Source organism: Haloarcula sp. CGMCC 1.6347, from assembly GCF_037078395.1.
GTDB classification, from domain to species: domain Archaea; phylum Halobacteriota; class Halobacteria; order Halobacteriales; family Haloarculaceae; genus Haloarcula; species Haloarcula amylolytica.
The window spans coordinates 1-14,501 of record NZ_JAYMGX010000006.1 but is presented as its reverse complement, the minus strand read 5'-3'; the positions used below and the strand labels follow the sequence as shown (position 1 = coordinate 14,501).

Below are 14,501 nucleotides of genomic sequence, written 5' to 3'. Positions count from 1 at the left end.
GGGCTGATAAAATGAGTCTCCCCGAGCGCCAATCCGAACTCGTCGACACGCATCGGGCGGTACGGGACGCCGAACTGCCGTACGTTCTCGTGGGTGGCTGGGCGGTCTCGGCGTTCCAGACGCGGTTCACGACGGACATCGACACCGTAATTCCGGACACGGCACTCGATGAGTACGACTCGCTCCTTCGCGACCTCGGGTACGAGAAGCAGTTCGAGAAGGACGTCTCGAACGAGTACGACGGTCGGATGGTCCAGTACACGAAGCAGGTCGGAGATAACGAAGTCAAGTTCGAGGCACTCGTCGACGCGATGGGGTGCCGACAGACGGACGCGGAGTGGTCGTATCGCTATCTCCACGAACACAGCACCGTCGAATCGCTTGACGTCGCCGAAGACCTCGATGGTCGAATCCCGGAGCCAGCCCTCCTCTTCGCGATGAAACTCCACAGCGGCCGGAAAGCTGATACCCGCGACCTCGTCGTCATCAGCACGCGTGCGGAGTTCGACCGTATCGAACGGCACGTCCATCGAGGTGACCCGAAGAAGCTCGATGGTCAGATCGAAATAGTGTTAGATCGACTCCAGCAGGACGGCTTCAAAGACTCGTTCAAGGGAGTCTTCCGACAGGAAACGCTACCAGCGGATGCGGTCGACGACCTCGTCTCGTTCCTGTCCGAGCAGCGAGACCAACTTCGGTAAGGTTCCTGGCGCCGTCTCGTGAAACAACTGAATGTTCGATGATTGCTGACCACAGTACGTAAGCGAATAAGGAAATTACCCACAGGGCTCGAACTGTGGACGATACACTATTGATTCGTGTCTGTCAGCAGGGATACGATGTGCCCCTAGAATGTTGGTCGTGATTATCCCTGTAACCAAGATCTTACACTTAGAGTGTCTCAGTCTCAAAATTAGAGTTACCTATCCAACCCTCCGGGGAATAAAGTTGCAGGCTCTCAATTACAGTGTATAGTTGACTGACTATGCCCATGAAACACACAGGTCAACCCCCATTCCCAGACTGTATCCAAAGTGCCTACCAGACACTGGAGAGGGCGTACGCCTCAGGCACTGACGAACTCTCCAAGAGTGAAGCACATGAGTTCCTTCTGGCTGAGTCTGAGCATATCGAGGAGCACACTGATGCAGTATACGTGATCGATCGGCTTCTTGACCGTGGCTGGCTCTACGAGGTCGATGGCCAACTCCGCAAAACCGAGTAACACAATCCTATCGGCCATGTCCATAATATTCTTCACTTCAGAGAAGATGATATAACCTCCCTGGAGCCGAGGACGCTATTTGGGCCGATAATGATCGTTCGTTGATTCGGCAGTTGCTTACGGATGGAGTAGCGACGAGGAACCACGACAGCTATCCCGAACTGAACTCACCAAGGCCGATTGCTCGTGGTCCAGCAGCTCAATGACATGGGGATCGTCGTTGCCGGAGTTGTTGACTCGCGACGAAATCTCGTCGGAGTCTACGTCTTTAACCAGCACGAGAGTGGTTCGGAGTGGGTTTGTTGGTTATTTCGAGGGTCACGAGGTCGAACCCCCACACCCCGTGTGCAATATGAAATCGGGAGGAGAGTGGGAAGGGGTGGTCGAAGAGATAGACAACGAAACACCAGAAATCCGCGATTTCATGGAAAAGAAATCTCAAAGACAGCAATATTAAGATGACTACATCTTATGGCAATCTTTACATAGTTACTCTGTCAACCAGATCCGTACTGGTACTAGAGTCGGTCGAAACGGAATAGTATCTCTCGTGACATAACAACTCTCAATTGTACCTTTGCTTTTTCGTGGGTTGACGGTCTTTGCCGGTTCTATGTCGTTTCGTGGGTTCTCCGGGCGAATACCAAGTTCCTCAGATGATTCATCCCCGTTCCCCCTCTCGCTAAATTCATATCGCACACGGGGTGTGGGGGTAGCTTAGTGACGAGATCCCATCTCACTCAGGATAGCCGAGAGATATTCTTGGTACTATCCGGCCCGAGACTACGTCTGATATTTCATCTTGCACACGGGGGGTGCCTCCGCCGAGTTCTTTTGACTCGCCTTGACATCAACAGCTGTTTGATGAATTATTCGGGATTTCATATCGCACACGGGGGGTGACTACGACCAATTGATTTCGCCCGCGGTTACCCAACTCCATCTACGACCCTCGCCTAAATACACTCTACCTCTTGAATTCGGATGATTTAACCTCGCACACGGTATCAATATTTATTTATAGTTTCGACCTAACTGCGCAAACATGCCTGACGGCGACGATCAAGAATCCCTCTCACAATCTATTAAAGGCCGTCTTCAGGAGGGCGTTCAGAACTCTGTCTTTCGAGATAAGGGACTTCTCGACCCGGATGCCGTCATCGATGAGGACCGGATTGTCGGTCGCGATGACCAACTGGACGACATCATCACCTACCTACGACCGGCACTACAGGGGAATCGACCACCCAATATGCTCCTGTATGGGCCGTCGGGAACCGGCAAGTCACTCATCATCAATGCGGTCTGTCAGCAGGTTCTCGAACTCGCGACCTCGCAAGGAGATCGGTTCGGCGTCATCAAAATCAACTGCCAGACGATCAAATCCCACGACCGGGCTGTCTATCGACTTGTGAAGAACGCGGCTGAAGAAGCTGGCGTCGACGTCGGCGTCCCAGAGAGTGGGATTTCGACTGACCAGAAGCTTGATCGATTCTACGAGATTTTGAGCAACAACTTCGACTCAGCTATCATCATTCTCGACGAGGTCGACCTCCTGGTGGGTCGGCAACGTGATCCGAACGATGAGCCGGCGTATTCGAAACTGCTCTACCAACTGTCGCGAGCCTCCCAGCTTGGTCGCATCGAGGGGCACGTATCCGTTGCTGCGCTTACGAATGACCCCCGGTTCATGGAGGATCTCGACGGCCGGGCAGAGAGTTCGTTCAATCCGCAGGACGTCGTCTTTCCCGACTACGATGCGAACCAACTGCAGGCGATTCTCGAACGCCGTCGCGACGCGTACCAAGACAACGTCCTTGAGGACGGAATTATTCCGATCAGTGCCGCATTTGCTGCTCAGGATCACGGTGACGCACGGAAAGCAATCGATCTGTTCCGAAAGGCGGGTGAAATCGCCGACCGAGCTGAAGAAGATGCGGTCCGTGAAGCGCATGTTCGCGATGCTCAGAAAGAGGCCGAACGGGACCGAACGCTAACACAGATGCAGGGATTATCAACGCAGAAGAAACTCTCACTTTACGCCACCGCGATTGTTCCTGTTTACTCGCAGCGAAATTTGAATGCTGTCCCCAGTACGGTTGCCTACCGGGTGTACCAGTATCTCACCGACATTCTAGATGCTGCTGAAAAATCGCGCGACTCCTATTTGCGATATATGAATGAGGCTGAAACCTATAATTTCGTCACGTCTGAGAAACGTGGGCGCGGCTACGGCAGTGGTGTCCACAAGGAGTACACATTTGTCGACGATCCGAAAGTGGTCGCCGAGACACTCCAGACTGACTTCCGACTTGAGGGTGCTGAACACGAGGAAGATCTTGTCAAATCTGTTGTCAACGCGCAGATAGACGATTTCTTCGAAGGGAACTAACACGAAGAGACGCCGACGGCGGCACCAAATTCATTTCGCACACGGGGTGTCTCCTCTAGACTCATCAGTCAATTCATCTCTCACACGGGGTCCACGCGGAAAGCGACCAAAATCATATCGCACACGGGGAGCCCTACCTCGACTCTGTCGGCGAATTCACTTCGCACACGGGGGGTGTGATCCGACGAAATAACAACAGTTGTCGTCTTATTCGTCCGGGTTGACTGGCCCTTTATATTTGGAGATTACCTTATCGCCTTCCCGCCACTGCCAGTAATAGTAGCGGTTGTCGTTGATCTCCTTGATCGTGACTGTAGCTTTCGGCGGGACGTTGTCCGGAAGCTCATCCTGCCGCTCGTCAACCTCGTCCTCATCCGAGTCCACCTCGAGGCGGACCTCGCAAGCTTTGTGCTCTGCTAGCTCCTCGATGTAGCGTGCAACGTGCTGGAGTTGGTCTGGAGAGTAGCCATTGAGTGTGTTGAGGATATCTGTCGGGAGGTCCGCCGGCGGGGTCGGTGGCTCGTGAGAGATTAGCGGTTGGCTTGTGTTAACCAACAAAGCGCGTATTGGCATAGATTTGTTGGTTAACCACATTTCGTGTTATCACGTCTTTATGATATACGACGGCAGCCGCCACCGCTCGTACTGCTTACTGCTGCTCAGCCGCGTCGACACCCACGAGGCGGACCTCCGAGAGCAGGCGGCGAAGTATGGCCTCGAAGCCGAAATCGACGCCTTACTGCGCTACCTCGAGACGCACGGCGAGGTCGACGACGACCGGCTCCCGGAGTGGGACGAGTATCAGGAGCTAGCGGTTGACTACGAGATGTGACTATCCTGAGACCGACCGTCGTCGCCAGCCGTGCCGTCTGCCAGCGTCAGTTCGGGTCGTAGGGATTCGTTGCTGTATCGAGCCGATAGACATCCTCGACAGCGTCAAAATCGTCATCAAACGCATACAGGTAGCCGAGTCCCTCGGTTTGCATATACGCGATAATGCAGGCATCGACGAAGGAGAGGAGTTCGTGTTGGCGAAAGAGGGCCTTCCCTGTCGCGAGGGCGTCGGTGGTGAGGGAGTCGATGTGGAAGCGGGCGTTTTCTTCGATGCGATCAAGGAGATCGACGGCTGCGTCGTGGCCGGCGTGGGTCGTGAGGCCGTTGAGCGTTTCCGCGAGCACGTAGTCGAGGACGACTGCTTCCGGAAGCGTTCCATTGTCGATGCCTTGGAGCACCGGGAGCGCAACGTCGTGGGATCCATCCCGCCGATATGCGGCGGCAAAGAGGACTGTCGTATCGATGAGTGCCCGAGGCATTTACTCGACGTCGACGCCCCAGGCGTCGTGATCGCTCGTTACATCGGTCGACTCCTCACCAGCGTAGCCGTCAAAATCGGCGAACGTACCCGTTTGCTGTTGGATGACCTGCACTCGGATGCTCCCGTCGTCTTCGAGTTGCCAGCGGAGCTGGTCACCATCGTCGATATCGAGTTCACGTCGAATCCGGGCAGGGATGTTTGCTTGATTCCCGGACACCTTACTTTCGGCATCGATCCTGTCGCTGCTCATATCTCTCAGTAGGTAATCGTCTGTGAAAAGCCTAGTGTGTCGCCACACTACCCTGCGCTACAGGAGAGATTCCAATGGAAAGTCATTGATTTACTCCGAGAGTGGTGGGGACCGTCCCTTGGACCACGGAACATTTGCGCTATATTTTGTGATCCACCTAACGCATATGCCTGCATCACCGGAAACCCGGTGCGGGGCGGTGCAACGACTCGGTCAACTTAACCAACAAAAGTAGATAGTAGCTGCCGCTCTTGTGTAGAGCTACGGAAAGACCCTGTAGTTACACTGAGCCGGCCATAATCTGGGAATATGTCTTCTGCTCAGCCGGCGTTCGGCGCAACGTTTCGAGAGCTGATCGAGCTGGGCGTCGTTGATATCGACACCGAGCCGCTCGATGCCCGGATCGAGCGGCGACTCAAGGAATTCTGGGAGAATACGTCCTGTCCACGGTGCGGGCACAACTCCGTTCAAACGTGGCCGCATCTCGATCGCGTCTGGTGCCGTGACTGCAATTTCAAGCCGGTCTACACCTACGGAACGCCGTTTCACGAGAAACACCTCACCTGCGGCGAGGTATTTCTCGCATTCACGCTCTACGCAGATACGTTGCTCAGTATCAACCAGATCGCACCGTTGCTCGATCGGGCCTACAAAACCGTTCACACGGCGATTCGGGAGGTGGAAGCCGCGGTTCAGCGCGGCTTCCCCGCCGTCTGGAGACTCCTCGACCAGACTATCGATGGATCGTACAAGTGGACGAATCTGGCAGAGTCTGCTCGGGCTACAAAGGCCAAGAGCCGCCGCGGAACAGCCGTTCTCGCGGCGGCTCATCCCAGACAGGTCGATCACGCTGGCGGGGCCGCCACGGTGATCAGTTGACACTCGTCGCGGCGTGCCGCGACTCGCTACGTGTAATTCGTGGCCAACTGGGTATTGATTACGAAGGTGATCTTGAGCCTGTGATTCAGGAGGCTGAAGACCTCTCCCAGCCGCTGGGAGAGGTCTGGACCGACGGACTCCAGGCATACCGACAGATGGACTTTGACCACCGAACGGTCGTACACAAAGGGAGGTACGTTTCGCCAGAAGGCGTCCATATTAACCAGGCTGAGTGCCTATTTTCGCTTGTTCAGCCGTAGTTGCGGAAGTTCCGCGGCCTGTCCAAGCAGGGCTTGGAACAGGCCGCTCACACCTTCGGCATCGTTCGCTCCCTCACCCTGGCTGGGGAATCCGTCCAGTCAACCATTGATTGTCTCGTTATCGGGGCTTTCCACAATTCTACATAAGAGCGAGAGCGAGACTCCTTTTGAAATAATAATGTCCATCGAATGCAGGTGTTTTCGATTGTTCACTCGCCCTCTGTGTTGATGACTGCCTCTTGCCCACCGGCCAATTTCTCATCCACGAAAGCCGAGCAACCGAAGGCCGTTTAGCGAGACGAGAACCGTTGACCCCTCGTGTCCGACTACGGCAAGCGGGAGCGGGATTCCACGGAGGAGGATCGTACCGACCATGAGTGCAATCGCGCCGAAGGCGATGGCGAGATTGATGGTGAGTGTTCGGCGAGTCCTGCGGCCGAGGCCGAGTACGTAGGGAATCTTGCTGAGATCATCGCCCATCAGTACCACATCAGCAGTATCGAGTGCGACATCAGTCCCTGCACCCCCCATCGCGATGCCGAGGGTCGCTGTGGCGAGGGCTGGGGCATCGTTAACACCGTCACCGACCATCGCTACGTTCTCGTGTTGTTCGACCAGCTCTTCGATCGTCGCCACTTTCTCTTCCGGTAGCAGTTCCGCCTGGACTTCGTCGATGCCGACCTCGTCGGCAATGCGCTGTGCGACGCGCTCGTTATCGCCCGTCAGCATGACGATATGCTCCACGCCGAGCGATCGGAGCTTGTCGATCATCTCGGCCGCGTCAGGGCGAACGGTATCGGTGAACGCAAGCCACCCCAAGACGCTGATGTCGACGTGACTCTCTCGGGCAACGAGGACGCTCGTTTTTCCCTCTTCCTCTAAGGTTTCGAGCCGGCTGAGGCCGGGTTTGAGACCGTCGACTGATTCGTCTCCGAGAACTGTCTGGAAGTAGCTCCGGTTCCCGATATGGATGGTTTCCTCGCCGACGTCAGCTCGAACCCCCTTCCCGGCTACCGACTGAAACCGTGCGGCGTCGGGTGTGTCGAGTGATCGTTCGTCTGCCGCCGCCACGGTCGCACGAGCGAGGTGATGCTCCGAGCGGGCCTGCACTGCGGCCGCGAGCGAGAGAAGCGAGTCCTCGGTTAGTGTCTCGTCCGCCGCACTATCACGGACGAATACGTCGGTCAACTGCGTGTCGCCCTGTGTGAGTGTGCCGGTCTTGTCGAAGGCGACTGCGTCGATATTCGCTGCTGTCTCGACGTGTTCGCCTCCCTTGAACAGCACGCCCTGCCTGCCACCGGAGGCGATTGCTGAGAGGACTGCCGCGGGCGTCGAGATGATGACCGCACACGGCGAGGCGGCGACCATGAGTGTCATCGCGCGGTAGAACGTCCCCGTGAACTCACTTCCGAGCGCGAGTGGAATTGCGATAGCTGCGATTGTGAGCCCGAACACCCCGAGGACGTACGGTTGTTCGAGCCGGTCGATGAGCCGCTGTGTCGGGGCCTTCTCGCTCTGGGCTTGTTCGACCATGGTGATAAGGCGGCTGATCGCCGACTCGTGGGCCTGCCGTGTGACTTCGATTTCGAGGCTCCCACTCTCGTTGATCGTGCCGCCGAACACCTCGTCGTCGGGTTCCTTCGGTACCGGGACGGATTCGCCGGTGAGCGAGGCCTGGTCGACCGTTCCCTCGCCGGACGTGACGACGCCGTCGAGCGCAATCTTGTCACCGGGGCGGACGACGAACACGTCACCGACATCGATGTCATCGATGGGTACTGTGACCTCCTCACCGTCACGAAGGACCTGCGCTTCGTCCGGTCGCATCTCGACGAGCGACTTGATCGCCCGCCGCGAGCGGCCGATTGCGTAGTGTTGGAGCGTGTTCGACAGCGAGAACAGGAAGAGAAGCATCGCACCCTCGAAGGGTGCTCCGATCGAGAGCGCCCCGAGCGCGGCGACGATCATCAACAGGTCGATGTCGACCGCACGGTGGCGCAGCGTCTCGATGGCCCCTTTGAGTCCGTACCACCCGCCGAAGACGTACGCGACGCCGTAGCCGCCCCACATGAGGAGTGGCGGGCCATTGAGCCATCCTGTCGCGAGGCCGGTTACCATCCCGAGCAAGGTTAGACCGACAAATACGGCCTCCTGCCTGAGTTCCGAGCGTGTGGTCACCTCGTCGGGGGCCGTGTCGCGCTCGTTCTCGATCGAGACGTTGCGGTCGCGGACCGCTTCTCGAAGTTGCACCCCCGAGGTGACGCTCTCGTCGTAGGTGATTCGAACGTTCCCCGTTCGGAACGAGACGTCGACATCGTGGACACCGGGTGTGTCTCCAAGGTAGCGTTCGAGAGCTCGCGCACCCGCTTCGCCGCGACCGCCTCGTCGTTCGATCTGGATGGTACAGGTCGATAGCGGAGGCGACTCAGTAACGGTCACGCGATATCCCTATGTACTGTACTATGGTTTTGTATTGTCGGTCTGTCATTGTGTTTCTGTCTGACTGCGTACGAAGCGGGTGTTTCACACGGTGGATTCTCGTCTGCTCCCCCGGTCCGAATGCTTCAGCTGATGATCGTCATCGGGATTCGCGCTCGGCGGGTAACTGTCTCGGCAACGCTCCCGAGAAGTGCACGGTCGATTCCTGAGCGGCCGTGGCTGCCCATGACGATCTGATTGACATCGTGGTCGTCAGCGTATTCGAGGATTGCTCGTCCCGGTTTTCCGACTTCCGTGACGGTAACGAGTTCGGTATCACGTTCCGCCGCGAGGTCCGTAGCCGTCGCGTGGATTCTGGTTGCTCGTTCTTTGGCATTGTCGTACCAGTCCTCGGCAACTGGTAAGCCGCCAGCCTCCACATCGATAACGGAGTCGAGAGGATTGATAACGTAAATCGAGGTGATGGGCGCGTCCGGGAAGGTCTCGATAGCGTATGTGAGCGCCCGCTCTGAAAGCGGGGAGCCGTCGAAGGCGATGAGAACGTTGACAGGCATGAGAAACTATTTGATGCTGAATTGAAATGAATGTACTGCTCAGTGGGTTGTGCGACGACGATTCGTCTTGGAGCGTTCAGATGAATCGGGTTGGGGAGCATCACTCGTTTGGATTCGACGGTTGAACGCCAATCGTTTTGACAACCTGCTCCCTCGATTTGGTTGTATCGACCTCCGAGTAGTTCACACTCGAAGCGTCCATCGCCTGAAGCATGCCACTCACGCAACTCTTCGAACAGTACGTCAGTCTCGGTATCTTCGTCCTCTCTGGGGCCTCAGCGTCCTCAGCTTCCTCGCCTGGCGCCGAGAACGTGATCGTCGCATGCGAATCGTCAGTTCCGGTATCAAACTCTGTTGGTAGTGTCTCACTGTCATCACGCAAGAACGTTTTGAGGCCTTGTTCGACGCGGCCCTGGTGAATATCGAACACCCCGCCGGTTCGGTCGTTGTATTCGATTCCACGGCGAACGATTCGGACAACGTGTTCGTTCCTGACTTCTCCTTCACGGTTGAGCTGGTTGACGGCACTCGCCGCATCGAAGGTGTTCAGCTGGGCTTCGAGTGATTCAGCCGTTTTTCGGGTCGCAGTTGCCCCAGCCTCGGCCCGAACGCCCATCGCCTGAATCCGAAACGTCGTGTCACAACACTCGAACTCGCGGTAGGTGTTCCCGAACCGTTCATAGACCGATGCGAGCGGACCCGTCATCTCAGTCACTCTTCCTCTTCGTGTTCTTCCTCATGTTCTTCGTTCCCGTGTTCCTCTTCGTCTTCATCCTCGTCGTCCTCTTCATACTCCTCGTGTTCTTCGTCCTCGTATCCGGACTGTGTCTGGGCTGCTGGGGTGAACTCCTGATTCGGCGTCGGCGCATCCGCAGTAACCTGTTGTGAGTCGTCTGACGCAGGCGTATCTGGTGAGTTAGGTTGCTCGCCAGCCTGTGCGAGGCCGCCGCCGGGCAGAGCAAGGGCTCCAGCGACACCAGCTGTGAGGAGCGCACCGACGAGAGTGAATGCGACGAGTTTGTTCTTCGGGACAGGAACGCGCATAATTAGCTACCCCTCTGTTTAGAACCGCTATCTTCGGCGTGGCGGTCGTTGCATTCTGCCATTGCAGATAGAGGGTTGAGACAGGCTTAGTAAGGCGTTCGCGTCCAACCATCGAATTTTCGTACGGCTATCGAATCGATTCAGAGCGCGAGGTGGATTCTGAGTATGTATGTGACTTCGTTATCGAGCAACTGGCACTACTGGCAATCCCCTGTTTGCCCTGCGTACGGAATGAAGCGTACTCGATCTGGCGCGCTATCGATCTCCTCATCCAAGCCGGATTGACTGGCGAGTATGAGCACTCACCGGTGATTACAGCGGACAACACGCTGACGCTACTGAAGAAGGAAACCGGGATCGGGTAGTGAGGTACTCTGTTCGGGTTAGCGCGCCGTCTGAGTGGCTACGCTGCTGGAAGTCTCGAAAATTTGTCCATATGGATGGGTGTGTGACAAGAATGGCCGCTTGGAGAGCCATCTGGGCAGTTTCCGCTGACCGAATCGGTCAAATCCACGCTTCACAGCCCTGCTAAACTCGCTATAGTCTCAACATCACAACTGAGCCAGAAGCTGAGACCGGTGCTCTCAATGTATATGCTCTGAGCGACACAGTAGTTCCCTCAACGTACTATCATCTGTCAATATCGGGCGTTCTGCATGAACTGGAATGAATTTGTGCCTAACCTGTGGCCGATTTCGGCAATCGACTAAGTCAGATCCCCGGCCAGTACGATCTGTATGTCATCGGGTATCTCTCGGAAAGCGTTTCTTCGCGCAACTGGGGTCGCACTTGCTGCGACTATCGCAGGGTGCAATAGCACAACCGACAACAGCGGACCGAACACCAATACACAGTCCGCTTCTGAGGCCTCTCCGCAATCTGAACAACAGAATGACGACTCTCCGACGTTCGGTAATTTCTACGTCGGCAACGCAAACACAAGCAGTAGTACGGTCATCGACGGACGTGCTGAAGTCGTATATACACAGCCCGAAACAGCCACTGACAAGTCACCCGTCGTAATGGTGCCCGGCCTTGGGTTGTCACCGTACATTTACCGGACGACACCTGACGGTCGACGCGGCTGGGTGGAGTACTTTGCCGAAGCTGGCCATCCAGTGTATGTATTTAACCCGCCTCGAAACGTCGATTCAGGTGGCTTAGACACTGCTGCCCTCCAGAACTCTGACTCTGTGTCACTCTCCCGGTGGTCTATCGATCGAGCCTGGCCGACGTGGGGGTTCGGACCTGAAGCCGGTGACCCATACGAGGACGTTCGATACCCGGTCGAGTCGGTCGGCCAACTCGTTGCGTCATTCCCCGCATACGTTAGCACTGGTGGCGGAGGTGGCGGTAGACAAAGTGGAAGCCAGACGGGTGGACGTGGCAGCGACCAGAACCCCACACCTGCGGATTCCACTGAGACCACAGCTGGAACCCAGACTGGGTCGACTACCGGAGGTGGCGGTGGGAGCCGGTTCACACCATCCCAAGAGACTGCCGCCCTAGAGGCGCTTCTCGATCGTGTTGGTCCGGCAGTGCTGCTCGTTCACTCAGCGGGCGGTAGTTCCGGATTCACGGTTGCACAAGCTATGCCGGACCTCGTTGAACGGATTGTCGCAGTTGAGCCGGTCGGTGCGCCGACTGACCCGCAAACTGTGGCGGAGATGGGTGGTGATGCACCGTTCATGGGTGTGTATGGCGATTATGTCGACGAGCGTGGGCAGACTGGTCGCAAGGAAGCGACCCAGACAACTGCAGAGTTCGCAGGAGAGACAAGTCCCGCATCGACGCTGCTTAGCCTTCCAGACGAAGGGATATCCGGAAATACACATCTCATGATGCAAGACGACAATAACGGTGAAATCGCTGATCGGATTATCTCCTGGATCAGTGACTAATTCGGGGTATAGTATCGTTCGGACCGAGACAGAATGTATTTGCACCGACCAAATGAATACTCAATAGATGCGGCAGTTGCTCTGGTGGCTCATTGGTGGGTCTCGTGGAGGCCGCAATCGGCTTCGTATCCTCCGCGCACTCAATGACCAGCCACGAAACACCAACCAATTGTCGAATGACCTAGATCTGAACTACAAAACAGTGCAGCACCACCTCGAAGTCCTCGAAGAGAGCAATATCGTGACCACGGAGGGCGACAATTACGGGCAGATGTACTTCCTCTCAGACCGAATGATGAACAACCTCGACATCATGGAAGACGTGGCGGAACAGGCCGGAGTTGATGATGATTCGTAACTGGATCAAGAGTCCACTTGGAACGACAGTAGCGAGTGCGACCGCCGCGAGTGGTATCGCACTCCTAGTCGCACTCTTCACATCAGTTCCATCCCATGGCCCTCCGTCGAGGGCGCTGTCCTCCCAAGTTGAACTGCTCATTCGGATGGAGGTTTTCTTTACAACTCTAAACCTCGTGTTACTGGTGGCACTCGCAGCCATCTACATGCAGCTTTATCGCGACCTTCCGAACAAGTACACAGCAAGCCTGCTTGTGCTAAGCCTCGCGCTGCTCCTATACGCGGGTACGTCAAATCCAGTAGTACACAATGTCTTCGGCTTCCGACCTCGCCCAAACATCGGCGCGTTCGTGTTTCTCCCGGACTTCTTCATCGGACTTGCCATTTTAGTTCTTCTCTATCAGAGCCAGACCTGAGTTCGCATCAATTTTTCAGATCTATGAGAAGGATTTCATAGACTGATTTCGTTCACCGATTAGACGGACTCTCTCGAAGTCGGTGTCACCGGTCGCCTCCGCAGTTCGGGCAGCGGTATGGCGGACGACCGCTCGGACGTCGGGTTGTTTCAAATAAATAACGCTCTTGGGTAAGCGATTGTTGGTGGCGTCATAGCGCTGTTTCAAGGATGATTTTGAGCGCTTCGTCGCCGGGTTTTCGGCGGACGCATTTTCGAAGCAGTAACGCTCTGAGACAGGGTGTGAGGATGAACTCGAAAAGAACCAGCTCTACGGGGGTATGCAAGAACTTACGACACAGGGACACGCTGTCTTGTGTGCGCTTGCATATCACCAGGCGCTTGACGAAGTTCCTATTCGTTCTCGTGACCTTTACGACCGGCTCGATGCCGATAGCGTTAGCGAACGGCGTGTCCGTGACCATCTATCGGATATGAATATGCTCGGACTCATCAGCGTGTACGAGCGCAATGAAGGTCTTTCCGCTGGTCGCTATCACGAATACGAACTTGATGTTCCGCTCAAAGCCGTCCTTGATGTCTAGCTGTCGACCTTGCGATTCGAAGAAGTCGCGAATATCATCCAATCAACCGCTGAAGACAACAATATGCTGCAAGCAAATCTTTCGAATTACTGAATCACGCTTTCACCAATAGCTTCGGAAATGGTGGTGTGTAGCTGCGGAAACAGTGGTGTGTTTCGGTATTGTCTTCACATGAACTAACGGTGTATTGCAGGACTGGTAGCTCTCTTGGACTATGACCACTCGCTCAGGGTCGTATCTCGAGTTTCTGTAATGTGGCTGGATGTCCGTCCGGTCAAATCCAAGTGACGAGAGAACGCTCTCAGCAGTTCGAATGAGTTGTATCTGGTAGTAGTTCGGGTCGTAAAACGCAACATCTTCATGAGCCAGCGTAACCCGATCTCGCGAGGATTTCTCATCGTCGCCAGCTATGTACTCAATATCTTACCTGAATGATATGATGGTTGTATTGGATTAGACAATGTGGCTATTTCTCTAGTGTGTATGCGACACATGTTCTGTGTGGTGCCTGAACATGGTGGATTCGAGACCGTCCATTTATATACTCCCCTCCCATCGGATGTAATGCGAAGGTCGCGCCGGGAAGCGCTCTCGGAACGACACCCCAACGCCACCGTCGTGGTGGCCTGGGTCACTCGCTTAGAACGCGAGGCCACCGAGGCTTCGTGTTCGTGTATGAGGATTCCACCCCTGCGGTCCGCCGTCAAGATGGAATCTGATGTGAGCCCACGGACCCATGCAGTAGTCAACACTGGCGTAGGAACCAGTGTGTTTGCTTCCGACGGAGTGCAACCACTTCCGCCGCTGATGTATATCAGCACATTCCGGTTGATCCTGCCGGAGGCCATTGCTATCGGAGTCCGATTTAGCCATGCTAGTTGCACGA

The 14,501-nt window shown here is 55.8% G+C and carries 14 protein-coding genes, 1 rRNA gene and 3 pseudogenes; 9 read left to right on the top strand and 9 right to left on the bottom strand.

Features of this window, described 5'->3' with window-relative positions:
• The first annotated feature begins 11 nt into the window (after nt 1-11).
• On the top strand, nt 12-701 hold the full coding sequence (locus VI340_RS19545; protein WP_008308682.1) for a hypothetical protein: 690 nt from the start codon (nt 12-14) through the stop codon (nt 699-701).
• Between the two features lie 365 nt (nt 702-1,066).
• Here VI340_RS19545 and VI340_RS19540 read toward each other — a convergent pair whose 3' ends face one another.
• A complete protein-coding gene (locus tag VI340_RS19540) occupies nt 1,067-1,249 on the bottom strand; it encodes a hypothetical protein (protein ID WP_008308683.1) in 183 nt (60 codons plus the stop codon).
• 1,021 nt (nt 1,250-2,270) lie between these two features.
• On the opposite strand from VI340_RS19540, the gene VI340_RS19535 reads away from it, so the two are divergent.
• A complete protein-coding gene (locus tag VI340_RS19535) occupies nt 2,271-3,617 on the top strand; it encodes an orc1/cdc6 family replication initiation protein (protein WP_008308684.1) in 1,347 nt (448 codons plus the stop codon).
• 207 nt (nt 3,618-3,824) lie between these two features.
• Here VI340_RS19535 and VI340_RS19530 read toward each other — a convergent pair whose 3' ends face one another.
• Nucleotides 3,825-4,148 (bottom strand): hypothetical protein, encoded by a 324-nt coding sequence (locus VI340_RS19530; RefSeq protein WP_336331040.1) that lies wholly within the window; start codon nt 4,146-4,148, stop codon nt 3,825-3,827.
• Between the two features lie 13 nt (nt 4,149-4,161).
• Here VI340_RS19530 and VI340_RS19525 point away from each other — a divergent pair, with 13 nt between their 5' ends.
• Nucleotides 4,162-4,449, top strand: coding sequence for a hypothetical protein (locus VI340_RS19525; protein ID WP_442905133.1), 288 nt, complete (start codon nt 4,162-4,164; stop codon nt 4,447-4,449).
• A gap of 46 nt (nt 4,450-4,495) precedes the next feature.
• Here VI340_RS19525 and VI340_RS19520 read toward each other — a convergent pair whose 3' ends face one another.
• Both VI340_RS19520 and VI340_RS19515 read right to left on the bottom strand, forming a co-directional pair.
• Complete coding sequence (locus VI340_RS19520) at nt 4,496-4,930, bottom strand: PIN domain-containing protein (RefSeq protein ID WP_336359041.1); 435 nt, start codon at nt 4,928-4,930, stop codon at nt 4,496-4,498.
• Complete coding sequence (locus VI340_RS19515) at nt 4,931-5,182, bottom strand: AbrB/MazE/SpoVT family DNA-binding domain-containing protein (RefSeq protein ID WP_004965070.1); 252 nt, start codon at nt 5,180-5,182, stop codon at nt 4,931-4,933.
• A 309-nt stretch (nt 5,183-5,491) separates the two neighbouring features.
• Between VI340_RS19515 and VI340_RS19510 the strand changes: the two are divergent.
• Nucleotides 5,492-6,468 (top strand): annotated as a pseudogene (locus VI340_RS19510) (IS1595 family transposase).
• Between the two features lie 111 nt (nt 6,469-6,579).
• Here the strand turns inward: VI340_RS19510 and VI340_RS19505 are convergent.
• The 4 genes from VI340_RS19505 to VI340_RS19490 all read right to left on the bottom strand — a co-directional run bounded on the left by VI340_RS19505 (nt 6,580) and on the right by VI340_RS19490 (nt 10,358).
• Complete coding sequence (locus VI340_RS19505; protein ID WP_008308700.1) at nt 6,580-8,760, bottom strand: heavy metal translocating P-type ATPase; 2,181 nt, start codon at nt 8,758-8,760, stop codon at nt 6,580-6,582.
• Nucleotides 8,761-8,885: 125 nt separating this feature from the next.
• On the bottom strand, nt 8,886-9,314 hold the full coding sequence (locus tag VI340_RS19500; RefSeq protein WP_336359040.1) for a universal stress protein: 429 nt from the start codon (nt 9,312-9,314) through the stop codon (nt 8,886-8,888).
• A gap of 100 nt (nt 9,315-9,414) precedes the next feature.
• Nucleotides 9,415-10,020, bottom strand: a complete 606-nt coding sequence (locus VI340_RS19495; RefSeq protein ID WP_008308703.1) for an FAD:protein FMN transferase — start codon at nt 10,018-10,020, stop codon at nt 9,415-9,417.
• A 5-nt stretch (nt 10,021-10,025) separates the two neighbouring features.
• Entirely contained in the window at nt 10,026-10,358 is a 333-nt protein-coding gene (locus VI340_RS19490) for a hypothetical protein (protein ID WP_008308704.1), read from the bottom strand.
• 1,592 nt (nt 10,359-11,950) lie between these two features.
• On the opposite strand from VI340_RS19490, the gene VI340_RS19485 reads away from it, so the two are divergent.
• From VI340_RS19485 to VI340_RS19475, 3 genes are all read left to right on the top strand, one after another.
• Nucleotides 11,951-12,259 carry a hypothetical protein gene (locus tag VI340_RS19485; RefSeq protein ID WP_008308705.1) on the top strand — a complete coding sequence of 103 codons (309 nt, stop codon included), beginning with the start codon at nt 11,951-11,953 and terminating at the stop codon, nt 12,257-12,259.
• A 67-nt stretch (nt 12,260-12,326) separates the two neighbouring features.
• Entirely contained in the window at nt 12,327-12,617 is a 291-nt protein-coding gene (locus VI340_RS19480; RefSeq protein WP_008308706.1) for an ArsR/SmtB family transcription factor, read from the top strand.
• Nucleotides 12,618-12,801: 184 nt separating this feature from the next.
• Complete coding sequence (locus tag VI340_RS19475) at nt 12,802-13,032, top strand: hypothetical protein (RefSeq protein ID WP_014030570.1); 231 nt, start codon at nt 12,802-12,804, stop codon at nt 13,030-13,032.
• A 190-nt stretch (nt 13,033-13,222) separates the two neighbouring features.
• Here VI340_RS19475 and VI340_RS19470 read toward each other — a convergent pair.
• Nucleotides 13,223-13,318: pseudogene (locus VI340_RS19470) on the bottom strand (IS1595 family transposase); the annotation flags it as partial.
• Here VI340_RS19470 and VI340_RS19465 point away from each other — a divergent pair.
• Both VI340_RS19465 and VI340_RS19460 read left to right on the top strand, forming a co-directional pair.
• Nucleotides 13,316-13,708: pseudogene (locus VI340_RS19465) on the top strand (cell division control protein Cdc6); the annotation flags it as partial. The pseudogenes VI340_RS19470 and VI340_RS19465 sit on opposite strands and share 3 nt — an antisense overlap.
• A gap of 728 nt (nt 13,709-14,436) precedes the next feature.
• A 16S ribosomal RNA gene (locus VI340_RS19460) occupies nt 14,437-14,501 on the top strand; the annotation flags it as partial.

Excerpts from the sequence above, each read along its gene's own strand:
- VI340_RS19490 (WP_008308704.1), bottom strand. The coding sequence starts at position 10,358 with ATGCGCGTTCCTGTCCCGAAGAACAAACTCGTCGCATTCACTCTCGTC.
- VI340_RS19495 (WP_008308703.1), bottom strand. The coding sequence starts at position 10,020 with ATGACGGGTCCGCTCGCATCGGTCTATGAACGGTTCGGGAACACCTAC.
- VI340_RS19480 (WP_008308706.1), top strand. The coding sequence starts at position 12,327 with ATGCGGCAGTTGCTCTGGTGGCTCATTGGTGGGTCTCGTGGAGGCCGC.
- VI340_RS19545 (WP_008308682.1), top strand. The coding sequence starts at position 12 with ATGAGTCTCCCCGAGCGCCAATCCGAACTCGTCGACACGCATCGGGCG.
- VI340_RS19540 (WP_008308683.1), bottom strand. The coding sequence starts at position 1,249 with ATGGACATGGCCGATAGGATTGTGTTACTCGGTTTTGCGGAGTTGGCC.
- VI340_RS19515 (WP_004965070.1), bottom strand. The coding sequence starts at position 5,182 with ATGAGCAGCGACAGGATCGATGCCGAAAGTAAGGTGTCCGGGAATCAA.
- VI340_RS19500 (WP_336359040.1), bottom strand. The coding sequence starts at position 9,314 with ATGCCTGTCAACGTTCTCATCGCCTTCGACGGCTCCCCGCTTTCAGAG.
- VI340_RS19520 (WP_336359041.1), bottom strand. The coding sequence starts at position 4,930 with ATGCCTCGGGCACTCATCGATACGACAGTCCTCTTTGCCGCCGCATAT.
- VI340_RS19485 (WP_008308705.1), top strand. The coding sequence starts at position 11,951 with ATGCCGGACCTCGTTGAACGGATTGTCGCAGTTGAGCCGGTCGGTGCG.
- VI340_RS19535 (WP_008308684.1), top strand. The coding sequence starts at position 2,271 with ATGCCTGACGGCGACGATCAAGAATCCCTCTCACAATCTATTAAAGGC.